We start from the raw sequence: 23,187 nt of genomic DNA, 5'->3' as shown, positions 1-23,187 counted from the left end.
CCGCTATCAGGCCGCCATCCGCTCGACCACGCGGAGGGCATCGGATCTGAGTTTTGCGATATCGAGGCCCGGAATAGCGCCGTCCTCGACCACGATGCGACCGCCGACCAAAAGGTAGCGCAAATGCACGCTGCCGGCGCATGTGACCGGCGCGATCAGCGGATCGTGCATGCCGAAGTGCCGCGGCTGGTTCAGGTCGAAGATCGCGATGTCGGCCTGCTGTCCAGGCGCAAGCGTGCCGATCTCGGGGAAACCGAGAACGCGGGCACCGCCGGCCGTTGCCCAGTGCACGACGTCTTCGGCCGTCACCGCATGCGCGCCCTTTACGGCGCGATGGGTGTGCCAGCAGCTATGCATCTCGCTGATCATGTCAGCCGCCTCGTTGGAGGCCGCGCCGTCGACACCGAGCGACACCGCGCCGCCGAGTCGCGCCATGTGATCGGCCGGCGCGACACCGGAGCCGAGGCGGCAGTTGGATTGCGGGCAATGCGCCATGCCGGTACCCGTGCTTGCGAGTATCTCGACCTCCCCCGGATCGAGATGGACGAGATGCGCAAACCAGATGTCGGGCCCGAGCCAGTCGTGGTCGGCGAGCCATTCCACCGGTCGCTTGCCGTGGACCGAGAGGCAGAAATCGACATAGTCAGCGGTCTCGGAGAGATGACTGTGCAGCCTGAGCTTCATCCGCCGCGCTGCCGCGATCACTTCCCTCAACTCGCCGGGGTCGAGCGACCAGGTTGGCGTGGTCGGCGCCAGCGCAACACGTGTCAGGCTTCTTGGCGACGGATCATGGAAGCGCTGCGCGCAGGCCTCGACCGACTTCAGCATGGAGTCGAGCGTTTCCACCGGCATCGGCGGAAAGTCGTCAGCGTTCATGTGACGGTCCTTGGTGGCGCCGCCGCGGCAGAACACCAGGCGGATGCCCAGGCTGCGCGCAACCTCGAAGATCACATGGGCGGGATCGAACCTGAAGGTGTTGCTGAAGAGATAGTGGTGATCGGCGGCCGTCGTCGTTCCCGACAGCAGCAGTTCGGACAGCGCAATTCTTGCGGCAACCGCCAGCGCCTCCTCGTCAAGCTTCGACCAGAGCCTGTAAGGCGCCGCGCGCAGCCAGCCCGCGAGCGGAAGGTTGATGCCGGCGGTGACGCCCTTCATCACGCTCTGGAACATGTGATGATGGGTGGAGATCAGGCCCGGATAGATGACGCAACCGCGCGCGTCGATCCGCTGCTCATCCGGCTGCGGCTCGAGCGCGCCGATCTCGGCAATGACGCCGTCGCGGATGCGGATGGCGCCCGTCGCGCGCATGGCGGCACCCGGCAGGCCGGTGAAGATCCCGACGGCGTTCTCGATCAGCGTCGCAGTCATGTCTCGGTCCTTATTTCGCTTTCGTGCCAGTTCGACAAAGCGAGCCTGGAGAGCACCACCATCGCGGCGAACAGCACGACGCCGGTCAGCGTGATCAGGAACAGCGCCGCGAACATGCGGGGAATATCGAGCGTGAAGCCGGCGTCGAGGATCTCATAGGCGAGACCCGACGAGCGGCCGCCGGTGCCGGCGACGAACTCGGCGACCACAGCACCGATCAAGGCGAGCCCGCTGGAAATCCGCAGCCCGCCAAAGAAATAGGGCAAGGCCCCGGGGATTCGCAGCTTGACCAAGGTCTTGAGCCGGCTCGCGCGGTTCATCCGAAAATAATTGGCGAGCCCTGGATCGACGCTGCGCAGGCCGAGCGTGGTATTGGAGATGATCGGGAACAGCGCCACCAGCGTGGCGCAGATCGTCAGCGAGAGCTGCGTGTTCTTGACGAGAATGATAACGAGCGGCGCGATCGCGACGACCGGTGTCACCTGCAGCAGCACCGCATAGGGAAACAGGCTGATCTCGATCGCGCGGCTTTGCACGAACATGAACGCAACCAGCGTTCCGATGATGACCGCCGCGGCAAACGCCTGCAATGTCACGCGCAACGTGACCAGCAATGCGCGGAACAGCGACGGTCCATTGTTGACGAAGCTTGTGAAGATGTCGCTCGGCTTCGGAAACAGATAGACCGGCACCGCGGCCAGCCGAAAACCGACCTCCCACAATACGAACAACGCGATCCCCACACCAAGCGGAGCGGCGATCCGGACAAAGGCCTCCGAGTGCAGCAAGGGCTTCATGAGACACCTGCCGATGCGGAAGGCAGCGACGCCTCCGCGAGCCAGGTCGAAAGCTCCCGACAATACGCCGCAAATTTCGGGCTGTCGCGAAAGCCCTCGCCGCGCGGCTGCGGCTCGTCGATGGTCATGGTGCGAAAGATGCGGCCTGGGTTTGCCGCCATCACGATGATACGCGTCGACAGGAACACGGCTTCATAGATCGAGTGGGTGACGAACACCGTCGTCAACTTGCCTTCCCACCACAGGCGGATCAGGTCGGCGTCGAGCTTGTTGCGCGTGAACTCGTCCAGTGCGCCGAACGGTTCATCCATCAGCAGCAGATTTGGCTTCGTCACCAGCGCACGCGCGATCGAGACCCGCATCTTCATGCCGCCGGAGAGCTGGCGCGGGAAATGCTTGCTGAAAGCGGATAGGCCCACCTGTTCGAGTGCCTCGGCCACCCGCGGCGCAGCCTTGGTCTTGGCAATGTTGGACAGCTCCAGCGGAAGCCGAACATTGGCCTCGACCCGCGCCCAGGGCATCAAGGTCGGCTCCTGAAAGACAAAGGCGAACCGCCTGCCCTCCTGCCCGACCTGCGAGAAATCTCCACGCCACCACAACAGCCGGCCATCGGAGGGTTCGATCAGGTTGGCGATCAGTTTCAGCAGCGTGCTCTTGCCGCAGCCGGACGGACCGATCAGTGTCAGGAACTCGCCGTCGGCGATCGACAGATTGATCGGCGCCAATCCGCGCGTGCCGTTCGAGAACACTTTCTCGGCCGACAGCACTTCGACCGCCGGCGGACGTTCGCCGCCCGTCACCATCCGCTGTCCGCCTTCATCAAGCGGGGTGCCCGGCAAGAGAGCGTTCATCGGCCCGCTATTGCACTCCGATCTTCAGGTCCTTGACGAAGCGATCATCGTAGGCCTTGTGCCAGTTCACCTTCGGATCGAGCAGACCACCCGCGACCAGGAAGTCGTAGATCTGCTTGTAGCGATCCTCCGTGATCACGCCGATGCCGCGCTTTGCGGCGTCACCGCCGTCGATCGCCTTGCTCTCCTTCAGCTTCTCGATCGCGAACGCGATCTGCCCGCCAGTCATCTTCGGGTTGTCGGCCTTGATCAGCGCATTGGCCGGCGCCGGATTCTTCAGATAGTCGCGCCAGCCCTCGAGCGAGGCCTTGACGAAGCGCGCCACGACGTCGGGCTTCTCGGCAATCATCTTCTCGGTGGTGACGATTGTCGAACCATAGGGCGGATAGCCGCCGTCGGCGAGCAGGAAGAACTTCACCTTCTCGTGCTGCTGCTCGGCCTGGTAGGGCTCGGAGGACGGATAGGCCTGCTGGGCCATGCTCTTGTCGGCGAAGAAAGGCTGCAGGTTGAACGTGTAAGGTCGGATCTGGTCGTCGGTGAATCCGTATTTGGCCTTGAGCCAGGGCCAGAACGTAACGCGGGAGGAACCTGCGATAAGGATCGGCCTGCCCTTGAGCGCCGCGATGTTGGCGACATCGTCATGCGTCATCAGTCCCTGGAGGTCGAATTGAAAGGACGAGGCGACTGTGACCAACGGCAGGTTCTGCTCCCGCCCCTTCAGCACCTGGATGTCGTAGCCCATCAGGAAATCGGTCTCGCCGGCGAGCAGGAGCTGCGAGCCGTTGACCTGCGGACCCCCCATCTTGATGGTCACGTCGAGGCCGGCCTTCTCGTACAGCCCAGTCGCCTTTGCCTCATAGAAGCCGCCATGTTCGGCCTGCGCGAACCAGCTCGTCAGGAACGTCACCTTATCGGCAGCGAACGTCGACGCGATCGAACAGAGCAGCGCACCGACGCTGACCAGGGTCACCGCGATCGTTCGCGGCAGGAATTTCGTGGCCATTGCGGCTTCCCCGTTATGGCCGGCGTTGCGCCCGGCCCCACAATCCGGGAACGGAATTGCAACGTGACAATTCGTCCCCAGTAGCACCAAGGATGCACAGCCGCCTTGTCGCCTGAAAGCATTTTTATTCGAGCAATCCGTTGCCTTTGACGCAACAGCAGCGATCCGAATTTTTCCAGTGTGTGTAGTGGAAGTGGCGGGCGATCGGCGTTACGTTTTGCGTTTTCATATCAGTCGTCGGGGGCGACGTTGCGTGCGCTTTCTCCAGCTTCGATCAGGGCGCCCTTTGCGCGCTACAGCCACGGCATCGCGGTTCCGGCGAATCACCGGCTCGTCGTGACCTCGGGACAGCTCGGCATCGCTGCCGATGAAACGATCCCCGAGCAATGCGAGCAGCAGGCTGATCTATGCTTTGCCAATATCGCGGCCATCCTCGCCGAGGACGGCATGACGCTCGCAAATGTCGTCCGGCTCAACGCTTACGTGACTGCCCGCGAGCATATGCAGGGCTATATGCGCTCACGCGACCGGCACTTTCAGGGAACCCCGCCGGCTTCAATGCTGGTGATCGTGTCCGGCTTCACGCGTCCGGAATTCTTCGTCGAGATCGAGGCGATGGCCGCGGCGCCCGAGCGCGGTTAAAACCGCGCCATCTCACGCCGTATCTTGGCGAGGAACCGGCCGCGCTGCGCATCCGTCGCAACATTCATGTGATAGAGCGCGTAGTAGCTTACCGACGCTTTCGAGCCGGTGAACCAGCGCAGGTAGCGCTTGATGATCCGGCGCGGCGGGTCGGCCATGCCGATCGCCTGCCAGCGTGGGCGGCCATAGGTCGAGATGCCCGTGATACGGCGGAGATGCATGAGCGTCGGCTTGGCATGCGACGGATCTGACAGATCGAGCGCGATGCCGGGACCGAACATCCGGTCGAACCAGCCCTTCAGCATCGCCGGCGGCCCGAAGGACCAGGTGGGGAATTGCACGACCAGCGCGTCCGCGGTCATCAGGCGGACGGCATAGGCCTCGTTGTTGGCGCGGTTGCGCGCGGGGTCGTGATAGTCGCGCCGACGCTCGGCCGTCAGTACCGGATCAAAGCCCTCAGCATAGAGGTCGAGCAGGTCGACGGCGTGGCCCGCCTCAGCCAGCCCGGCCAGCGCCTCTTTCCGGATCGCGGCGTGAAAGCTTTCGCTCAGCGGATGGCAATAGACATAGAGCACCCGCATCTCACGGCCGCTCCGGCACGAAGCTGCGCATCTTGCCGGGGTTGAGCAGGCCGTAAGGATCGACGTCGTGCTTGAAGCCGAGCTGATCGGCATCCGCGCGCTTATAGCGGCTGCCGTCCTCCACCGTGAAGACATGCGGATTGGCGATATGGACGCCGTGCGCCTCGTGCAGGCTGATGATCTCGTTCAGCCTGTCTGCATTGGTATAGCGCACGACGGGCAGCCCGCTGCAGGTGACGCGGCCGCCGAATCGAATGAACTCCAGGTGCTGCAACACCTCGTCCGGAAACAACTTGCGCATCTCGACCACCTTCTCCATCAGCCGGTCATGCGGATAGAGACACTGTAGATAGGTGACCGAACGGTCGGTCTTCAGGACCTGCAGCGTGGTGTGGTTCCAGGTGTATTCGTAGAGCGGCACCTGGCCCGGGCTCTCGTCGGTCGGCGTCTCCAGCGTGATGGTGCCGCGGCCGGCCAGCAGCGACTTGAAACTCTCGAGCGACGGCTCTGCGATCATCGCGATCAGGATGCTCTTGCCGTCGGGACAGTACGGCTTCAGCGCACCGAAATAGGACGGCAGCGGTGCGGTGATCGGCGACAGCAGCTTCTTGACGATCCCGTCCGCCAATGCAGCCTCGTAGCCGAATGCGGCGGCGTCGACGAAATCGTCGAACGCCACGACGACATCGATCCATCGCCAGGCGGGCGCGAGCGGCATTTCGAGTTCGGTGATGATGCCGGTGGTGCCGTAGGCACGATTGATCTTCTGCGCCGCATCGCCACGCAACTCGATGATGCGCGGCTCTTCCTCGACCGTGACCACGCGCGCGGCGAGGATATTGCCGGGCTCGCGCAGGCCGCCATGAACGACCGAGCCGATGCCGCCCGATCCGCCCGCCACGAAACCGCCGATCGTCGCCGTGCGCTTGGTGGAGGGGTGCATGCGCAGCTCCCAGCCGCGGGGCTGCAGCTCGGCATCTATCGTGTTCAGCTTCGCGCCGACACCGACCCGGATCAGGCCGGGCTTGACCCATTTGGTACTGTCGAGCGCCAGAACGTCCAGCAGCACGCCGCCGCGCAGCGGCACGGCCTGGCCGTAATTGCCGGTACCACCCGCGCGCACTGTGATCGGCACGCGATGACGCGCGCAGGCGGCGGCAACGCGGATGACGTCGGCTTCGTCCCGCGGCGAGGCGACGAGATCGGCCGACATGCCGTTCAACTGCTCGTTCAGCACCGGGCTGTACCAGAAGAAATCGCGCGAGCGCCGGCGCACGACCTTGGGATCGGTAACGACAGGAACGTCGCCCAAATCGTCGATGAGCCGTGCGAGGATATCGGACGCAAGCTCGTTCATGGCATGATCTTCGCTGCTTGCTGCCCGCCTTCGTCGAGCCGAGCGACGATCGTCTGCGAACTCATGACAAAGCCGAAGCATTGGCGCACATTGTAGAGGGTCGCCGCGAGGCAATAGTCCGGCGATGTGGTGGCCACGCAATCTTCCAGCAGCAGGCAGTCATAGCCGCGGAAGTTGGCGTCCTGTAGGGTACACAACACGCACTGGTCGGCATTGACGCCAGCGAACATCAGCGTAGTGACGCCGAGATTGCGCAGGATGCTGTCGAGTTCGGTGTCCTGGAAGCCAGACATCCGATACTTCGCAACCTGGATATCGGACGGATCGACCTTGAGCTCGTCGACGATCGCGGCCGACCAGCTCCCACGCTCGAGCACCTTTGCGGCCGAACCGGGCAAGGGATCGCCGAGACCGATGCTGCGACCATCGGGGTTATAGACGTGGAGGAGCGCGGGGCTGAGATTGAGTCTATCTGGTCGGTTACCCCAGTTCACCCAGATGACCGGTACACTATGAGCCCGCAGCACGGGAAGCAGCCGACGTAGCGGCGCGATCGGCCGCCGTGCCGGCGCGACATCCACGCCAACATGTGCGAGCCAGCCGTTCGGATGGCAGAAGTCGTTCTGCATATCGATCACGATCATCGCCGTGCGAGCGAGATCGATAGTGATCAGCTTGCCGTCTGCCTGCAGGGTGACCGGCTCTGGCGGTATCGGATCGCGCACCAGGTCGGCGCGGGCCGCTGACACGCGCCAGCGATTGCGCGCGCTCGATCCGAGCGGCCAAAGCGCGTCGTCCTCGCCGGTGTGGCGTGGCACCGAACTCATCGGCTATTGCCCCTGCAGGATGCAGATATCGTCGGACTCGAGCGCAACGCGCTCGCCGCCACGGATCAGTTCGGCGAAGCCCTCGTTCGGGGTCATCACCGTGAGCGTGTACAGCTTGCCGGCGCCGGTGTTCTCGATCACGTGCTCGGAGCCCGGATGCAGCAGCAGCGAGTCGCCCTTCTTGATCGGCAGCCTCTTGCCGTCGCAATACGCGACGCCCTCCCCGTGCAGGACGTGGAAGAATTCGTGCGCCCGGCTGTGCTCGTTCGGCGGCGTCGCTCCACCGACCTTGAATATCTCGATGACGAAAATGTTGTCGATCCGGTCGGTCTCCTGATCGAACAGCATCACGAAATAATTGGTGTCCTTCGGCGAAATCCGGAAAGCTTTCGCCTGCGCAAGGTCTACGGCACTGAATGCCATATGTTAGAGCTCCTTATCGTCATCCGCGCCGCGATCCATCGAACGCCGTGTGGGTCGCGATGCGCGACAATGGATAGCGGCTGATCTCCTCGATCAGCTTGATAAGCCGCGCGGCAGAGCGCTCGACGACGAGCCGGCCAAGCTCGGCAGTCGCCTTGGTGGCGTCGCCGCAGGCGCCCTTTGGATGCAGATCCTGCGCCTGCCAGCCGAACCTGGCGCCGGCTTCCGGACCGAGCATTTGTGACTCGCGTTCGATCTCGACCGACAGCGGGACGAAGTTCTCAGCGTGATGCATCTCCACGAGCTCGGGATGGAGATGCAGCATCACACTGGTCTCGCTCTGACCGCCATGAATGCCATGCCGATTTTCCTCGGGCGGAAACAACGCATCCAGATCGATCAGCCGCGGCCACATCACGCTGACGGCGAACATGCCGAGCTTGACGCGCAGATCGCGGCAGACGATCTCGAGTAGCTGCGGCTGCCCGCCGTGCGAATTCACGAACAGAATCTTGCGGGCGCCAGCGCGATGGACGCACTCGCCCAGTTCGTACCAGACGCGCCCGAGTGTTTCGTGCGACAATGTCAGCGTGCCCGGAAATGCCAGATGCTCGTCGGATTTGCCGACCGGCATCATCGGCAACACCAGTGCCATCAAATCCGGCGGCATCAGTTCAACGGTTCGGGCCACGATGCCCGCATTGATGGCGGCATCGACCCTGACGGGCAGATGGGGCCCATGCTGCTCGACGGCGCCGACGGGCAGGATCGCAACCACCCTCTCCGCGTCCAGCTCGGCGAAATCCTTCGTGCTCAGATCCCACCACCAATGCGACTTCAGCGCCATTCTTTCATTCGGCTCCAACGGCTGATTGCGCCGGCGGCCTGCAAAAGAGCCCGGCGCCGTTTGCCTGCTATTCAGGCTTGCGATTGTGCACGCGCCACGATCACTTGGAAGCGCTTTAATTCGGCAAGTCCGTTGCCTTTTGGGCAACGCGAGTCATCTGCTCCGAAGGCGCAACAAGGCAGAAGGGAAATGCTTCACGGTCGGCTGTTGAACTATATCGACGAGGTTGCGCGGACGGGCTCGATCCGGAAGGCCGCCAATCATCTGAACGTTGCCGCTTCCGCCATCAGCCGCCAGATCCTGGCGCTGGAAAGCCAATTGGGAACGCCAATTTTTCAACGGCTCCCAAAGAAGCTGGTCCTGACCGCTGCCGGAGAGATTCTGATCGGCCACGTCAGGCAGACCCTGAAAGAACTGACGCGCGCGCAAACCAAGATCGAGGAGCTCAAGGGGCTGCGGCGCGGCGAGATCACCATGGCGATGATGAGCGGGCTCGCGTCGAACCTGGTCCCTGGAACGGTAAAGGCGTTCCGGATCGCCAATCCAAGGGTCAAGCTCAACCTGACGCTGTTCAACACGGGCGAGGAGATTCAGTTCGCTGTCGCCAACGGCGAAGCCGATCTCGGCATCGGATTCGACTTTATCAAGGACGGCAATCTGAAGGTCCTGGCGCGCGCCGGCGCCAAACTCGGTGCCGTCATGGCGCCGAACCATCCGCTTGCGAAGCGAACCGGCATCCGGCTGAGCGACTGCATTGACTATCCACTTGTCGTTGCCGACGACACGAGCGCGATCAGGCCTTACTTGAACACCGCGTTTACGCGCGTCTCACTGGATCTGCAGCCGATCATCGAGACCAATGCCATCGAGATCATGAGGCACTCCGCGATGGTCGACAACGGGATTACCTTTCTCACGCCGTTCGATATCGAGTTTGAGCGGCGGGCGGGACGGCTCGTCTACCTGCCGGTCCGCGAACTGTCGCATGAGTCCCAGACCTTGATGCTGATCGGTCACGAACGGGGAAGCAGCGCGATCGCAAGCGTGCTGGCGGAATTGCTCAAGACGATGATGCGCGAGGCGAGCGGATGAAGGCTGGTCTACGCCGGCCCATCGAGGACGAGTTGGCCCTATCGGCCACCCTACAGCGCGAAGTGCAGGTGGTCTCGCCGCGAGACACCTGCACTTCGTTCGCTGACCTCTCGCCCGACCGATGGTTAAGGCCTTATTTTGGAACGGTACCCTCGACCCCTTCAACGTACCAATTGAGCGAGCTGAAAGTGGCCTCGGACATCTTGCCGCCGGCTGGAACCATCTCCTTGCCGGTGTTGTCCTTGATCGGTCCGGCAAATGGATTAAGTGTGCCCGCGATGATCGCCGCCTTCTTCTCCTCAAACACCTTGACGACTTCTGGCGGGATATCGGGATTGAGCGGAGCCATCACCACCAATCCTTCCTTGAGTCCCCAACGGATGCGCCGATTACCGGTCCAGGTGCCATCGAGCACCTTCTTGGTCTCGTCGATGTAATAACCGCTCCAGTCCTCCGTCGAACCAGAGAGCTGGGCTTTCTTGCCGAAGCTCGACATATCGGCATCGATGCTGAACGCATAGGTGCCCTTCTCCTGCGCCGCCTGGATCGAGGCCGGCGAGTCCGTGTTCTGGGCAACGTTGTCCGCACCCTGCGCAATCAACGTGTCTGCCGCCTGGCGCTCCTTGCCAGGATCATACCAGGTGTTGACCCAGATCGGCTTCACCTTGATCTTCGGATTCACGGCTTGAGCACCAAGGGCCATCGCGTTGATATTGCGCATGACGCTCGGGATCGGGAACGAACCGATGAAGCCAAGCGTGTTCGTCTTCGTCATCAGCCCGGCGATCGTGCCGATCAGGTAGAAGCCTTCCTCGAAGCGCGGCTCGTAGACCGTGATATTGGCCGCTGTCTTGAAGCCGTTGACATGCTCGAACTTGACGTCCGGAAACAGCTTGGCGACCTTCTGAAGCGGCTCCATGTAGCCGAACGAAGTCGCAAAGATCAGCTTGTTGCCGTCGGCTGCGAGTTGACGGAAGACGCGTTCGGAATCCGCGGTTTCCGGGACGTTTTCCACGAAGGTGGTCTTGATCGCAGAACCCATCGCCTTCTCAAGCGCCAGCCGGGCCAGATCGTGCTGCTGCGTCCAGCCTCCGTCGCTACGCGGTCCCAAATAGACGAAAGCGACCTTCAGCGGTTCGGCAGCAGGAGCCGCGGCCGGTGCGGCCACTCCCAAGCCCACCGCGATCGACATGGACCACACTTTCAGAAACGTTCTTCGTTGCATAACGCCTACCTATGTCTGGAGCTTGAATTGCTGAAACCGCACCGCGAGGCCCCTGATCACGCGGCCGAATGGAAACTCCGGCCAAGGGAAGCCGGTTGGTTCAACAAGATGGTCTTGGGATCGCGGCAGATGATCACCAGCACGATGATCGTCGCCGCGTAAGGCAGCATCGACAGGAACTCGGTCGGGATCGGCAGACCGAAGCCCTGCGCGAACAGTTGGAATTGCGTGACACCACCAAAGAGATACGCACCGACAACGATGCGTGTCGGCTTCCACGTGCCGAAAACCACGAGCGCAAGCGCGATCCAGCCCTTGCCGGCGGACATGCCCTCGACCCACATCGGGGTCTGGACCAGCGACAGATACGCACCCGCGATGCCAGCCATCGCCCCGCCGAACATCACAGCTAGGTAGCGAGTCTTCAGGACGGACTTGCCGATCGAATGCGCGACACTCGGCGACTCGCCGATCGCCCGCAGCGTCAGGCCGGTGCGCGATTTCGTCAGAAACCACTGCACGCCCACGAACAGTGCAATGGAGAGATAGACCATGATGTCGTAGTGAAACAGGAGATCGCCCACCACGGGGATGGCGGTCAGCCCGGGAATGGTGATCGGCGTCAGCCGGTTCACCGGCAAGCCGGCGTAGTTGTAACCAACGAAGGCCGACAGGCCGATGCCGAACAAGGTGAGCGCGAGGCCGGTAGCGACCTGATTGGTCTGCAGGTTGAGCGTGAGAAAGCCGAAAAGCAGGGACAACGCGACAGCGGCGCAGGCCGCAGCGAGGAAACCAAGCGCAGCGCTGCCGGTCGCATATGTCGTGGCGAAGCCGGTCACCGCACCGATCAGCATCATGCCCTCGATGCCGAGATTGAGGACGCCGGACCGTTCGACGACGGTTTCGCCAAGAGCCGCGTAGATCAGCGGCGTGGCCGCAACCACGGTGCTGGCGATCATCGGGACAATGGGATTCATGCGGCGGTCTCCGCCCGTACCGGTGGTTTCAAGGTATTGACCTCGACCGGCGCTACGCGTTTCAGCCGGAACGTGATGAACAGATCGGCGGCCAGGAGGTAGAACAGCAACAAGCCTTGGAAGAGCCCGGTGATCGCGGACGGCAGGCCCATGCCCATCTGCGCCGCCTCGCCGCCGAGATAAAGCAGCGACATGAGCAGCGCGCCGAACACAACGCCGATCGGATGCAGCCGGCCGATCCAGGCCACGATGATGGCGGCGAAGCCGTAGCCGGGCGATATCTGCTGTTGCAGCCGGCCGATGGGACCGGCGACCTCGCACACGCCGGCGAGCCCGGCGGTGGCGCCACAGATCATCAGCGCAATCCAGATGTTGCGCTTTTCCGAGAAGCCGGCATAGGCCGCCGCGGCAGGAGCCAGCCCCGCGACCTGCATGCGGAAACCGGCAAAGGTCTTCTGCGAGAATATCCAGGCCACCAGTGCCAGCCCGAGCGCATAGACAATGCCCCAGGTCACCCGCGTTCCGCTGATGAGGATCGACATCGTCTCGGCATCGCCGAAGCCTTGCGATTGCGGATAGTTCAGCCCCTGCGGATCGCGCCATGGCCCGTGTACGAGCCACGACAGCACCAACTGGGAAATGTAGACCAGCATCAACGTGACGAGAATTTCGTTGGTGTTGAACCGGGTTCGAAGAAAGGCGGGAATCGCGGCCCAGGCCATCCCGCCGAGCACTCCGGCCAGTAGCATCAATGGCAACGCAAACGCAGATTCGCTGTCGCCGAACCAGAGCGCGACGCCGCCGCCGGCGATCGCCCCCATGGTGAGCTGTCCTTCGGCGCCGATGTTCCAGACATTGGCCCTGAAGCCCAAGGCGAGGCCCAATCCGCAGAGCAGCAAGGGCGTCGTTTTCAGGAGCAATTCCCCGATGCCGTAGGTGGTCGACACCGGCTTGACGAAGAACAGATAGAATGCCTCCACCGGATCCTTGCCTAACACCTTGAACAGCACGAATCCCGTTATGAGCATACCGACCGCCGCCAGCAGCGGCGAAGCGACGCTCATGATGGACGACGGCGTCGCGCGCCGCTCAAGCTTGAGCATTGGCCGTCTCCAGATGTGCGTTTGCGGAAGCCGCGCGGTCGTCCGCCCGATCGCCGAACTTGCCGCTCATCCATGTCCCGATCTGCTCGATCGATGTCTCCGCAGGCTTGACCGACGGCGAAAGACGTCCGTCGGCGATCACCGCGAGGCGATCGCTGATGGCGAAGAGCTCGTCGAGTTCTTCTGAAATCACCAGAATCGCCACGCCCTGATCGCGCAGATCGATCAGGGCCTGCCTGATCAATTGCGCCGCGCCGACATCCACGCCCCAGGTCGGTTGCGCCACGATCATCATCCTGGGCTGCAGCATCGTCTCCCTGCCGACGATGAATTTCTGCAGATTGCCGCCGGACAGGCTGGAGGCGACCGATTGGTCGCCGCCGCATTTGACCTTGAAACGCTCGATCACGTTCTTTGAAAAAGTCTTCATGACCGACGGATGGATGATGCCCCTCTGCACCATGCCCTTTCGCGCTCCGGTCAAGAGCGCGTTCTGAGCCAAGCTCATCGGAGGCACAGCGCCACGTCCAAGCCGCTCTTCCGGAACAAAGGTCAGACCAACCGCGCGCCGCTGCGCCGGATTGAGGTTGCCGGCCGGCTGCCCCAACAGCTTGATCATCGAAGCCGGGCTCAAGCGCTCGCCCGAGAGCGCCGTCATCAATTCCTTCTGGCCGTTGCCCGAGACACCCGCGATCCCGAGGATCTCACCGCTGCGCACCGTCAGGCTGACATCCTTGAGCGACGTCCCGAAAGGATCCGGCGAAGTCAGCGACAGACGTTCGACCTTCAGCCTTTCTTCTTTGGCTTCGCGCGGCGCAAGGCGACATTCCGCCAGTTCGCCGCCGATCATCATTCGCGCCAAGCTTTCATTGGTCTCGTTGCGCGGAATGGCCGTGCCGCTGACCCGTCCACCGCGCAGCACAGTTGCGGTATCACAGAGCGCGCGGATTTCATCGAGCTTGTGGCTGATATAGAGGATGCTGCATCCTTCCGCCGCCAGACGGCGAAGCGTCTTGAACAGGATGAGGACGGCCTGCGGCGTCAACACTGAAGTCGGCTCGTCCATGATCAGGAGCTTCGGCTCCTGAAGCAGGCAGCGAACGATCTCAACTCGCTGTCTTTCGCCCACCGACATGCTGTGAACCAGCCGGTAGGGGTCGATGGGCAGTCCGTATTTCTCCGATACTTCTGTTATCTGCGACGCCAGCTTCGCGGTCGGAACGGGCTCATCCAGCGCAAGCGCGATGTTTTCCCAGACCGTCAGCGTCTCGAACAGCGAGAAATGCTGGAACACCATGCCGATGCCCATCCGCCGCGCCTGTGCCGGCGCGGCGATGGTTTCATACTGCCCGTTCCACATGATGGTGCCGGCGTCCGGCTTGGTGACGCCGTAGATCATCTTCATGAGCGTGCTTTTACCGGCACCGTTCTCGCCGAGCACGGCGTGGATCTCGCCGGGACGGATGCTTAGCGAGACATCGTCGTTGGCGACGACACTGGGATAGCGCTTGGTGATACCAGTCAGCACCAGACGCGGCTTCAGATCGGCAAATCCAGACTGGTCCATGTCTCCAATGAGCCTCGATCCGGTAAAAGCACGGGGGTGGCCGCGCTCCTAGTGAGCACAAGCAAGCCGCGCGCCAAGTCGCCGCAAGGCGCAGTCCGGAGAACGGCGGATCGACAACCGACAGGCGCCTCGCTTACCTGCCACCGCCGCGAGGTTGACGGCCGGGCACCGCACTTCGCTGAGCGATGTCGCGGCGGTGCCTTACCGCGGAATGAGCTCGATAGTGTCTGGCATCCGTCTTGCTCTCCGACCAATCGGATTTTGCGGAGTTCAAGAATGCCCTGTGTCGAACGCCGAGCTGTTTCTTGCAACGGAATCAAACCGCTCGCTCGCGCACAAGAAGCCGGTCTAGCGGTGCTCATCCGATGAAGACCTGGATTCGCGATCCGATTGCCATGCTGGCGGATGGCGGCAAGCGTGGGCTTGTCATTGAGGACGGAAAGATCATCGAGCTGGTCGGACCGGACGGCCCGACAACGCCATGCGATGAGATATTCGATGCACGCCGGCACGTGATCATTCCTGGCCTCGTCAATGCGCACCACCACTTCTTCCAGACACTGACGCGCGCCCATCCTCAGGCGATCAACAAGCCGCTGTTTCCCTGGCTGAAGCAGCTCTACCCGATCTGGGGGTCCTATCTCGACCGCGACCGCTTCCGGCTCGCGGTTCGTGTGGCGCTGATCGAACTGTTGATGTCCGGCTGCACCACCGCGTCCGACCATCTGTTCGTTTTCCCGCAAGACATGGCCGACGCCGTCGACATCGAAGCGGAAGAAGCCTCCCGGCTTGGAATGCGGATGACGCTGACGCGCGGCGCCATCAATCTCGGCTTTGCGAAAGGGGGCATTGCCGACGAACGATTGATGCAGGATCACGATACGGCGATCGCCGATTGTGAACGGGTGCTGGCCAAGTATCACGATTCTCGCGAAGGCTCGCTGCTGCGCGTTGCACTGGCGCCGTGCGCGCCGTTCAACGTTACGCGCCAGATGATGATCGACACGGCAGCACTTGCTTCGAAGCATCACTGCCTGCTCCATACTCATCTCGGCGAAACGCATGATGAGGATGATTACTGCCTCCACCATTATGGCTGCCGTCCGCTCGATTATCTCGAACAGGTCGGCTGGATGAACGAACGCGTCTGGCTCGCACACGGCATCCACTTCAATGACGCCGAAATCTCGCGGCTGGGCGCACACGCCATGGGCATCTGTCACTGCCCGACCTCCAACATGGTGCTGTCGTCGGGCATCTGCCGGACCAGGGATCTGGAAGCTGCGGGCGCGACCGTCGGCCTCGGCGTCGACGGCTCTGCCTCGAACGACAGCTCAAACCTGATGGAGTCGGTGCGCCACGCATTCCTGCTCGGACGGCTCGCCTACGACGCATTCGCGGTCACCCACCTCGATGCGTTCAGGTGGGCGACAGAAGGCTCCGCTCGATGCCTCGGACGCAGTGATATCGGCAAGATCGAAGTTGGCCGTCAGGCCGACCTTGCCTGCTTCACGCTCGAAGAACTGAGATTTTCAGGAGCCGGCGACCCGATCGCGGCTCTGGTTCTCTGCGGCGCGCATCGGGCGGATCGCGTCATGATCAAGGGCAAATGGCGCGTCACGGACGGAGCACCGGTCGGGATCGATATCGCTCAGCTGAGATACGAGCATGGCAGGGCTGCGGCGGCATTTCTGACCAAAATCTAGCTGTGGAATAGCGACGCATGAGGGAGCTGGCCGCACGCAACTGCACACAATTTCGCGTCTTCATGCTCAATTCCTGACCACACCATTCGATAGCGCGCGAAAAACTCTGGAAGAGTCGGCTATCGCACTGCCCAACCGTTCAGCTTGACCACCGATCTTCGCGAACACTAGTGTCAACGACGCTTCCGGCTGCAATGGGTAAATGCCTGGCGTCGGATTCCAGCACAATTTTGCGGAGTCCTTGCATGGCCAAAGACGGAAACGCCTATCTTTCTAGTTTGCGCGATGATCGCTCGATCTACATCGACGGACGAAAGGTCGCGGATATCACGACCGACCCCAGCTTTCGCAACGTCATCGAGACGGTCGCCGGACTGTACGATTTCCAGGCCGCGCCGGAGAACCTTGATCTGATGACGTTCCAGTCACCGACCAGCGGCGAGCGGGTGAATCTGGCCTGGCAGCTTCCGAAGACCTATGGCGACCTCGTGAGGCGGCGACACGCCATCGAGACTTGGTCGACACTGTCGTGCGGCATGATCGGCCGATCGCCCGACCACGTGGCGTCCACGCTCGCAGGCTTCCGGATGGGACTTGCCGCCTTCCGCGATCATCATCCCGCCCGCGCAGCCGCAATGGAAGCGTATTTCCAGCACGCCCGGGACAACGATCTTTTCCTGTCCTACGTCATCATCAATCCACAATCGGACAAAGGAAAATCAGCAGGCGAGCAGCCGGATCCACATCTCGTGGCTTCCGTCGTCGACGAGGACAGCGGCGGCATCACCATCCGTGGCGCCAAGATGCTGGCGACCAGCGGCGTGATGGCGAACGAGCTTCTGATCTCGGGCTTTCAGGCACTGCAGGCCGGCGACGAAGCCTACGCTTTCACGGCTGTCGTGCCATTGGGCGTCAAGGGATTGACGCTGATGTCCCGCCGCAGCTACGAGCAGAATGCCACTTCGACGTTCGACTATCCACTCTCTTCCAGGTTCGACGAGAATGACGCCGTCGTCCATTTCGACGACGTCAAGATACCCTGGGACCGCGTCTTCGTGTTCAAGGACCTGAAGATGGCCCAAGCCCAGTGGCACGACACCCGCGCGCATGTCTTCCAGAACTATCAATGCATGGTCCGCCTGATGGTTAAGCTGCGGTTCCTGCTGGGAGTGGCGCGCAAGATCGCCGAGACCAACAACATCATCAACTTTCCGCAGGTGCGCGACACGTTGGGTTTGATGGCGGCCAAGGTGAGTAACATCGAAGCGCTCGTGATCGCGATGGAGATGAAGGGTGAGACCTTCGGGGAGTTCTACGTGCCGGACCGATCCCTGCTCTGCGCGGCGCAGGTCATCGCGCAGAACACTTATCCGGAGATCGTGGAAGCGATCCGCTCGCTCTCGGGCGGCGGCATGATCATGGTGCCTTCTTCCTACGCCGATTTCGTAACCCCTGAAACCAATGCCATCATTCACAAGACGCAGCGTTCGCCCATCACGACGTCGGAGCAGCGCGTCAAGCTGATGAAGCTTGCCTGGGATGCGGTCGGGTCCGAATTCGGCTCGCGCCATCTGCAATATGAAATGTTCTATTCCGGCGCGCCGTTTGTGACGCGCGGAAACAGCTTCCGGTTTTTCGACTGGGATAGTGTCAAGGGCCCCGTCGACCGGTTCATGAGTTCCTATGATCTGCCGAAAGGCGATTTGAAGCTTTCGGATGCCGCAGAGTAGCCGGGCAGTGCGATCGATGGTCAGCATGGAAGAGATCAGGCGTCTGGCATTCGTGGAGCATGGCCCCTCTTCGCTCAGGCTGGTCCAGCATGGACCGCTCTCGGACCTGTCTTTTGCGGCCAAGGATCTGATGGATGTCGCCGGATACAAGACGGCGTGGGGAAATCCGGATCGGCTGCGGGACGCCGATCCGGCCGTCGCGACCGCGCCGGCCGTGCTGGCCCCGTTGATGGCTGGCGCGCACTTCGTTGGAAAGACGCACACCGACGAACTCGCCTGCGGCATGTTCGGAATGAATCCGCATTTCGGGATACCGATCAATCCAAAGGCACCGGCGCGCGTACCCGGCGGATCTTCCAGTGGTTCGGCGTCTGCCGTCGCAGCCGGCTTTTGCGACTTCGCGCTTGGCACCGACACGGGCGGTTCGATCCGTGTGCCCGCAAGCTTCTGCGGTCTCTATGGCCTGCGCACGACTTACGGCCGCTTGTCGGTCGCCGGCATCATGGCGATGGCGCCAAGTTTTGATTCCGTCGGCTGGCTCGCGCGCGATGCGGCGACGATGAAGCGCGTCGGCGAGATCTACTTCGGAGCGAGCGGCCCATTCAAGCCGGCCCGCCTGCTGCTCGCGCGCGACGCGTTCGACGTCCCCGTGCGCGAGATCGGCGAGGCGCTTCTACCCGTGGCAAAGTCGCTTGGCGGCGCGACTGACGTTACCTTGTTCGAGGAAGGGATCGCGTTCTGGCTCGACACTTTCAGGCCGCTGCAACTCCACGATCTCTGGTCCACGCTCGGGGCCTGGGCCACCATGCCGGGCCGAACGTTGAGTCCCGCAGTGGCCGAGCGGATCGAACTTTCATCGCATGTCGATCCCGCAAAATTCGCGGCCGCGGTGGTGCGTCGCGAACAACTGACGGACCGGCTGGTATCGCTGCTCGGAAACGACGGTGTGCTGATGATTCCGACTGCGCACGACCTTCCGCCACTTCGCGAGGCTCCGGTTTCAGCGCAGATCGAATTCCGGGAAAGGACGCTGGCCCTCACCTGTATCGCCAGCCTGTGCCGGCTGCCACAGGTCAACATCCCGGCGATCACCGTCGATGGCTGTCCGGTCGGACTATCGTTCATCGCAGGTCCGCGCGGTGATCAGTTCTTGCTCGATCTTGCCGCCAAGATCGGCGATGCCTTGCCGGCAGCTTCGGGCGGACAATGAAAGCCCACGACGACCGGGATTTCGTCGGTTACGGCAGAAGGCCGCCAAGACCGCGCTGGCCCAACGACGCACGGCTGGCAATCGTGATCGTCCTCAACATCGAAGAAGGCGCCGAACCATCGATTCCCGATGGCGACGGCGCAACGGAACTGGCGCTGACCGACGGCATCGCGCAGGAGGTCCCGACGGGAATACGGGATTTCGTCGCCGAATCGCTGTTCGAATATGGCGCGAGGGTCGGCTTCTGGCGGATCGTCGACACCATGGCCGAACGCAGCATCCCGCTCACCGTCAACGCATGCGCGCAGGCCTTGTTGCGCAACCCCGAGGCCGCGGAGACGATCAAGGCAAACGGCTTCGACCTGTGCTGCCATGGCAACCGTTTCGTCCGGCATTTTCTGATGATCGAAGCCGAAGAACGAAGCGCCATTGGCCGGGCCGTGGCCGGCTTCGAACAGGCAGTCGGACGCCGTCCGCTCGGCTGGCAGAGCCGTTATTCGCCGAGCCGGCATACCCGCGCGCTTCTGGTCGAGCATGGCGGCTTTCTCTACGATTCCGACAGCTATGCTGACGACTGGCCTTACTGGGTAAGAGTCGGTAAACGTCCCCATCTCGTCATTCCACACAGCTTCACCAACAACGACAATCGGCTTGCGACTGCAAAACTCGGTACGGCGAACGATTTCTTCGACCATCTTTCGTCGGCCATGCGTGTCCTCCATGAGGAAGGCCGCAGTCATCCGCGCATGATGACGATCAGCCTGCACAGCAGAATTTCCGGCCAGCCGGCCCGGTTCGAGGCCATCACCCGGTTTCTCGATTTTGCGGCGAAGCATGAATCCGTCTGGTTCGCCGGCCGTAGCGACATCGCCCGGCACTGGATTGCGACCCATCCCCCAGGACAAGGTCAATGACGGCGCAGGAACGTCTCTTGCTATCGGGAGGCCTCGTCGTCGATCCGGCATCCGGAACGGTCGATCGAAAGGATCTGCTGATCGAAGACGGCAGGCTTGCCTGGATCGGAACAACCGGCGCGACACCTGCGCGTTCAGCAACGCGGCGCGATGTCAGCGATCGGCTGATCGTCCCCGGTCTCGTCAACTCCCACACGCATGGCCACTCCAATCTGATGAAGGGCATCGCCGAAAGGTGGACACTCGAGGCGTCGCTGACGAACGGACCATGGCTCGCCGGCCCGCGCGATCCGAAGACGATCTATCTGTCGACGCTGGTCGGCGCCATCGACATGCTGACAAAGGGCTGCACCGCCTGTTTCGATCTCGTCTACGAGTTTCCGCGGCCGACCGTGGAAGGCTTCACGGCGGTGGCGCGCGCCTACGCCGATGCCGGGATGCGCGCCGCGCTCGCGCCGATGATCGCCGACCAGACCTTGTTCCAGTCGATCCCGGGGCTAGCGGACGCGCTGCCGCCGGATTTACGCGCGTCGGTCGGCAACTTCTCGCTTGCAAGCGGCGATAGGACGCTTGCGGCCATGGAAGAAATCGTGGCCGCGCAAGCGCAACTTCCCAAGGGCATCTCGATCGCCATCGCACCGACGATCCCGCATCACTGCTCGGAGCCTTTCCTGCAACGCTGCATGGAGATCGCCGAACGCCACGGGCTGCCAATCCATATGCATATCGCAGAGTCGCGGCTGCAGGCGGTCGCCGCCCGCAAGATCTATGGCCGCTCCCAAGTCCGCTATCTCGCCGACCTCGGCATGCTCAGGCCCAAATTCACGGCCGCGCACGGCGTCTGGCTCGACGATGACGACCTCGACCTGCTCGCGGAGCACGGCTGCTCGGTTGCGCACATTCCCGCAAGCAATTTCCGGCTCGGCTCTGGCATCGCCCATGTCAGGCCGATGCTGGCGCGCGGCATCAATGTCGGGCTGGCGACGGATGGCGCAAACTCCTCCGACTCCCTGAGCATGCTACAGGCGATGCGGCTCGCCTCCTTCTCAGCCCAGGTTTTCGCCGGCCCGCGCGACGAGTGGCTGCAAGCCAGCGAAGTCGTCCGGCTCGCGACCCGAGGTGGCGCGCAGATCCTCGGCCTCGCGGCATGTGGCCGGATGGAACAAGGAGCATGCGCCGACCTCGCCCTGCTTGATCTGAACCACATCGATTTCATTCCCGCCACCGATCTCGTCAACCAGTTGGTGACGAGCGCGGACTCCGCCGCTGTGACGGACGTCATGGTCGACGGCGAATTCAAGGTCGTCGATCGGAAGATCGTTTCGGTCGACGCGGGGGAACTGCGTAGCCGGGTCGCTGAAAGCCTCGCGAAGCTCTCGGCCGCAACACGCGACGCCCGCACCCTTGCCGGCCGGCTCGAACCCCATGTCGTGGCCTTCGCCCATTCGATGGCGCAGGAGCCGCTTCCGATCGAACGGCGCATTCCACTGGAGGCGAGATAGCCTGATGCTTGCGACGAACCAAGCAAGTGACGCCCTGCTCGAACTTGAAAGGCGCGTTCGCTTTGAGCTGGATTGCCTCGGCTACCCGGCCCGGCAATGGACGATTCCCCATAGCCACGAGGGCGAGCCCGTGCACGACGCGGTCATCGTCGGTGGCGGCCAAAGCGGAACTTCGATCGCCTTCCGCCTTCTGCGCGAGCGGGTGACCAACGTTCGCGTGCTCGACAAAAATCCTGCAGGTCTCGAAGGCCCGTGGCTGACATTTGCCCGCATGCACACATTGCGAACACCAAAAACCGTGACCGGCCCGGATCTCGGTCTTCCCAGCCTCTCGGTCCGCGCCTGGTGGGAAGCGCTCTACGGCAAAACCTCCTGGGAGGAATTGAACAAGATCCCGCGCGAACTCTGGCAGGCCTATCTGAGCTGGGTACGCAACACCATCGGTATGGAAGTGAGCAACGGGGCCGAGGTAACCGATATCGAACCGCTTGCCAATGGCCTGCTCGCGGTGCACGCGCGCGTCAACGGGGCGGCCGAGAGGCTGCTTGCCCGCAACGTGGTGCTCGCCACCGGAATCGAAGGATCTGGCCGATGGGCCGTGCCCGACGTGATCGCGAAGGCTTTGCCGCGAGAGCGCTACGCCCATACAGCGGAGCCGATCGATTTTACCGCACTGGCCGGAAAGAAAGTCGCCGTCATCGGCGCCGGCGCCTCGGCGTTCGACAACGCCGCCATGGCGCTCGAGAACGGCGCGGCCTCGGTCCATCTGCTCGCTCGGAGAAAAAAGCTTCCGACCGTCAATCCCAATCGGTGGATGGAGTTCGCTGGCTTCCTGCGCCATTTCGGCGACCTCGATGACGCTCGCAAATGGCGCTTCATGAAGATCATCTTCGACATGAACCAGCCGCCTCCGCAGGACACGTTCGACCGCTGCGTTCGTCACGGCAATTTCTTCGTGCAGCTCGGCTATCAGCTTGAGCGCGTCGGCTTCGATGCCGGGAAGATTTCGCTGAACAGTTCGGGGCGAACGGAGAGCTTCGATTTCCTGATCGTTGGCACCGGATTCACCGTCGATCTCGCCACGCGGCCGGAATTGGCCCGCTTCCATGACAAGATCGCGCGCTGGTCCGATCGCTATCAGCCGCCGGCCGGCGACGAGCATCCGCAACTCGGCGCCTACCCTTATCTGTCACCCAGTTTCCAATTCACCGAGAAGGTCGCGGGATCGGCGCCCTATCTCGCCAACATCTTCAGCTACACGTTTGCGGCGATGCCGAGCCTTGCCTGCTCCGCCGGCATCTCCGCGCTCAAGTTCGGCCTCGATCGTATCGCCGCGGGCATCAGCCGCAACCTGTTCGTTGAGGACGCCGACGCCTATCTCCAGTCGCTTCTCGACTACGACGAACAAGAGCTTGACCCCGCTGCTCTGCTTGAGCGCGAAACTCGGGGAAACGTCGCATGAGTG

Annotated in this window: 21 protein-coding genes; 8 read left to right on the top strand and 13 right to left on the bottom strand. The window is 62.5% G+C overall.

Annotated elements, in window-relative coordinates:
- Positions 1-6: 6 nt before the first annotated feature.
- Genes YY7_RS0102765 through YY7_RS0102750 form a run of 4 tightly spaced genes read right to left on the bottom strand, consistent with a single transcriptional unit; the run spans position 7 to position 4,019 of the window.
- Positions 7-1,368 (bottom strand): amidohydrolase family protein, encoded by a 1,362-nt coding sequence (locus YY7_RS0102765; protein ID WP_028161889.1) that lies wholly within the window; start codon positions 1,366-1,368, stop codon positions 7-9.
- Positions 1,365-2,165, bottom strand: a complete 801-nt coding sequence (locus tag YY7_RS0102760) for an ABC transporter permease (RefSeq protein WP_035688993.1) — start codon at positions 2,163-2,165, stop codon at positions 1,365-1,367. Before YY7_RS0102760 ends, YY7_RS0102765 begins: the two co-directional genes overlap by 4 nt.
- A complete protein-coding gene (locus YY7_RS0102755; RefSeq protein ID WP_245287189.1) occupies positions 2,162-2,968 on the bottom strand; it encodes an ABC transporter ATP-binding protein in 807 nt (268 codons plus the stop codon). The genes YY7_RS0102760 and YY7_RS0102755 overlap by 4 nt, the downstream gene beginning before the upstream one ends.
- 55 nt (positions 2,969-3,023) lie before the next feature.
- The gene (locus tag YY7_RS0102750; RefSeq protein WP_028161886.1) at positions 3,024-4,019 is read right to left on the bottom strand and encodes an ABC transporter substrate-binding protein; all 996 of its coding nucleotides are present in this window, start codon (positions 4,017-4,019) and stop codon (positions 3,024-3,026) included.
- Positions 4,020-4,268: 249 nt separating this feature from the next.
- Between YY7_RS0102750 and YY7_RS0102745 the strand changes: the two genes are divergently transcribed.
- The gene (locus YY7_RS0102745; RefSeq protein ID WP_028161885.1) at positions 4,269-4,661 is read left to right on the top strand and encodes a RidA family protein; all 393 of its coding nucleotides are present in this window, start codon (positions 4,269-4,271) and stop codon (positions 4,659-4,661) included.
- Here the strand turns inward: YY7_RS0102745 and YY7_RS0102740 are convergent.
- Genes YY7_RS0102740 through YY7_RS0102720 form a run of 5 tightly spaced genes read right to left on the bottom strand, consistent with a single transcriptional unit; the run spans position 4,658 to position 8,696 of the window.
- Complete coding sequence (locus YY7_RS0102740) at positions 4,658-5,242, bottom strand: NAD(P)H-dependent oxidoreductase (protein ID WP_028161884.1); 585 nt, start codon at positions 5,240-5,242, stop codon at positions 4,658-4,660. The genes YY7_RS0102745 and YY7_RS0102740 overlap by 4 nt on opposite strands.
- A gap of 1 nt (position 5,243) precedes the next feature.
- Positions 5,244-6,599, bottom strand: a complete 1,356-nt coding sequence (locus YY7_RS0102735) for an FAD-binding oxidoreductase (RefSeq protein WP_028161883.1) — start codon at positions 6,597-6,599, stop codon at positions 5,244-5,246.
- Complete coding sequence (locus YY7_RS0102730; RefSeq protein ID WP_028161882.1) at positions 6,596-7,426, bottom strand: cysteine hydrolase family protein; 831 nt, start codon at positions 7,424-7,426, stop codon at positions 6,596-6,598. The genes YY7_RS0102735 and YY7_RS0102730 overlap by 4 nt, the downstream gene beginning before the upstream one ends.
- Positions 7,427-7,429: 3 nt before the next feature.
- A complete protein-coding gene (locus YY7_RS0102725) occupies positions 7,430-7,849 on the bottom strand; it encodes a cupin domain-containing protein (RefSeq protein ID WP_028161881.1) in 420 nt (139 codons plus the stop codon).
- Positions 7,850-7,868: 19 nt separating this feature from the next.
- The gene (locus tag YY7_RS0102720; protein ID WP_028161880.1) at positions 7,869-8,696 is read right to left on the bottom strand and encodes a creatininase family protein; all 828 of its coding nucleotides are present in this window, start codon (positions 8,694-8,696) and stop codon (positions 7,869-7,871) included.
- Between the two features lie 189 nt (positions 8,697-8,885).
- Between YY7_RS0102720 and YY7_RS0102715 the strand changes: the two genes are divergently transcribed.
- Complete coding sequence (locus YY7_RS0102715; protein WP_028161879.1) at positions 8,886-9,788, top strand: LysR family transcriptional regulator; 903 nt, start codon at positions 8,886-8,888, stop codon at positions 9,786-9,788.
- Between the two features lie 133 nt (positions 9,789-9,921).
- On the opposite strand, the gene YY7_RS0102710 is transcribed toward YY7_RS0102715, so the two are convergent.
- From YY7_RS0102710 to YY7_RS50465, 4 genes are all read right to left on the bottom strand, one after another.
- The gene (locus YY7_RS0102710; RefSeq protein WP_433994484.1) at positions 9,922-10,995 is read right to left on the bottom strand and encodes a BMP family ABC transporter substrate-binding protein; all 1,074 of its coding nucleotides are present in this window, start codon (positions 10,993-10,995) and stop codon (positions 9,922-9,924) included.
- A gap of 74 nt (positions 10,996-11,069) precedes the next feature.
- Positions 11,070-11,990 (bottom strand): ABC transporter permease, encoded by a 921-nt coding sequence (locus YY7_RS0102705; protein ID WP_028161877.1) that lies wholly within the window; start codon positions 11,988-11,990, stop codon positions 11,070-11,072.
- Positions 11,987-13,093 (bottom strand): ABC transporter permease, encoded by a 1,107-nt coding sequence (locus tag YY7_RS50470; protein ID WP_051396468.1) that lies wholly within the window; start codon positions 13,091-13,093, stop codon positions 11,987-11,989. The genes YY7_RS0102705 and YY7_RS50470 overlap by 4 nt, the downstream gene beginning before the upstream one ends.
- Positions 13,080-14,660, bottom strand: coding sequence for an ABC transporter ATP-binding protein (locus YY7_RS50465; RefSeq protein WP_035688990.1), 1,581 nt, complete (start codon positions 14,658-14,660; stop codon positions 13,080-13,082). The genes YY7_RS50470 and YY7_RS50465 overlap by 14 nt, the downstream gene beginning before the upstream one ends.
- A 365-nt stretch (positions 14,661-15,025) precedes the next feature.
- Between YY7_RS50465 and YY7_RS0102690 the strand changes: the two genes are divergently transcribed.
- The 6 genes from YY7_RS0102690 (at position 15,026) to YY7_RS50460 (ending at position 23,184) form a co-directional block, all read left to right on the top strand.
- A complete protein-coding gene (locus tag YY7_RS0102690; RefSeq protein ID WP_028161876.1) occupies positions 15,026-16,366 on the top strand; it encodes an 8-oxoguanine deaminase in 1,341 nt (446 codons plus the stop codon).
- Between the two features lie 245 nt (positions 16,367-16,611).
- A complete protein-coding gene (locus YY7_RS0102685) occupies positions 16,612-18,096 on the top strand; it encodes a 4-hydroxyphenylacetate 3-hydroxylase family protein (protein WP_028161875.1) in 1,485 nt (494 codons plus the stop codon).
- Between the two features lie 25 nt (positions 18,097-18,121).
- Positions 18,122-19,306, top strand: a complete 1,185-nt coding sequence (locus tag YY7_RS0102680; protein ID WP_196237211.1) for an amidase — start codon at positions 18,122-18,124, stop codon at positions 19,304-19,306.
- Positions 19,303-20,220 carry a polysaccharide deacetylase family protein gene (locus tag YY7_RS0102675; protein ID WP_028161873.1) on the top strand — a complete coding sequence of 306 codons (918 nt, stop codon included), beginning with the start codon at positions 19,303-19,305 and terminating at the stop codon, positions 20,218-20,220. Before YY7_RS0102680 ends, YY7_RS0102675 begins: the two co-directional genes overlap by 4 nt.
- On the top strand, positions 20,217-21,722 hold the full coding sequence (locus tag YY7_RS0102670; protein ID WP_028161872.1) for an amidohydrolase family protein: 1,506 nt from the start codon (positions 20,217-20,219) through the stop codon (positions 21,720-21,722). The genes YY7_RS0102675 and YY7_RS0102670 overlap by 4 nt, the downstream gene beginning before the upstream one ends.
- A gap of 4 nt (positions 21,723-21,726) precedes the next feature.
- Positions 21,727-23,184: an FAD/NAD(P)-binding protein gene (locus YY7_RS50460; RefSeq protein WP_051396467.1), complete on the top strand. Its 1,458-nt coding sequence runs from the start codon at positions 21,727-21,729 to the stop codon at positions 23,182-23,184.
- Positions 23,185-23,187 lie beyond the last annotated feature (3 nt).

Source organism: Bradyrhizobium elkanii WSM2783, assembly GCF_000472865.1.
Classification (GTDB): domain Bacteria; phylum Pseudomonadota; class Alphaproteobacteria; order Rhizobiales; family Xanthobacteraceae; genus Bradyrhizobium; species Bradyrhizobium elkanii_A.
This window is presented reverse-complemented; position numbering and strand designations above follow the sequence as displayed.

Excerpts from the sequence above, each read along its gene's own strand:
- YY7_RS0102765 (WP_028161889.1), bottom strand. The coding sequence starts at position 1,368 with ATGACTGCGACGCTGATCGAGAACGCCGTCGGGATCTTCACCGGCCTG.
- YY7_RS0102760 (WP_035688993.1), bottom strand. The coding sequence starts at position 2,165 with ATGAAGCCCTTGCTGCACTCGGAGGCCTTTGTCCGGATCGCCGCTCCG.
- YY7_RS0102755 (WP_245287189.1), bottom strand. The coding sequence starts at position 2,968 with ATGGTGACGGGCGGCGAACGTCCGCCGGCGGTCGAAGTGCTGTCGGCC.
- YY7_RS0102750 (WP_028161886.1), bottom strand. The coding sequence starts at position 4,019 with ATGGCCACGAAATTCCTGCCGCGAACGATCGCGGTGACCCTGGTCAGC.
- YY7_RS0102740 (WP_028161884.1), bottom strand. The coding sequence starts at position 5,242 with ATGCGGGTGCTCTATGTCTATTGCCATCCGCTGAGCGAAAGCTTTCAC.
- YY7_RS0102735 (WP_028161883.1), bottom strand. The coding sequence starts at position 6,599 with ATGAACGAGCTTGCGTCCGATATCCTCGCACGGCTCATCGACGATTTG.
- YY7_RS0102730 (WP_028161882.1), bottom strand. The coding sequence starts at position 7,426 with ATGAGTTCGGTGCCACGCCACACCGGCGAGGACGACGCGCTTTGGCCG.
- YY7_RS0102725 (WP_028161881.1), bottom strand. The coding sequence starts at position 7,849 with ATGGCATTCAGTGCCGTAGACCTTGCGCAGGCGAAAGCTTTCCGGATT.
- YY7_RS0102720 (WP_028161880.1), bottom strand. The coding sequence starts at position 8,696 with ATGGCGCTGAAGTCGCATTGGTGGTGGGATCTGAGCACGAAGGATTTC.
- YY7_RS0102715 (WP_028161879.1), top strand. The coding sequence starts at position 8,886 with ATGCTTCACGGTCGGCTGTTGAACTATATCGACGAGGTTGCGCGGACG.
- YY7_RS0102705 (WP_028161877.1), bottom strand. The coding sequence starts at position 11,990 with ATGAATCCCATTGTCCCGATGATCGCCAGCACCGTGGTTGCGGCCACG.
- YY7_RS50470 (WP_051396468.1), bottom strand. The coding sequence starts at position 13,093 with ATGCTCAAGCTTGAGCGGCGCGCGACGCCGTCGTCCATCATGAGCGTC.
- YY7_RS50465 (WP_035688990.1), bottom strand. The coding sequence starts at position 14,660 with ATGGACCAGTCTGGATTTGCCGATCTGAAGCCGCGTCTGGTGCTGACT.
- YY7_RS0102690 (WP_028161876.1), top strand. The coding sequence starts at position 15,026 with ATGAAGACCTGGATTCGCGATCCGATTGCCATGCTGGCGGATGGCGGC.
- YY7_RS0102685 (WP_028161875.1), top strand. The coding sequence starts at position 16,612 with ATGGCCAAAGACGGAAACGCCTATCTTTCTAGTTTGCGCGATGATCGC.
- YY7_RS0102680 (WP_196237211.1), top strand. The coding sequence starts at position 18,122 with ATGGAAGAGATCAGGCGTCTGGCATTCGTGGAGCATGGCCCCTCTTCG.
- YY7_RS0102675 (WP_028161873.1), top strand. The coding sequence starts at position 19,303 with ATGAAAGCCCACGACGACCGGGATTTCGTCGGTTACGGCAGAAGGCCG.
- YY7_RS0102670 (WP_028161872.1), top strand. The coding sequence starts at position 20,217 with ATGACGGCGCAGGAACGTCTCTTGCTATCGGGAGGCCTCGTCGTCGAT.
- YY7_RS50460 (WP_051396467.1), top strand. The coding sequence starts at position 21,727 with ATGCTTGCGACGAACCAAGCAAGTGACGCCCTGCTCGAACTTGAAAGG.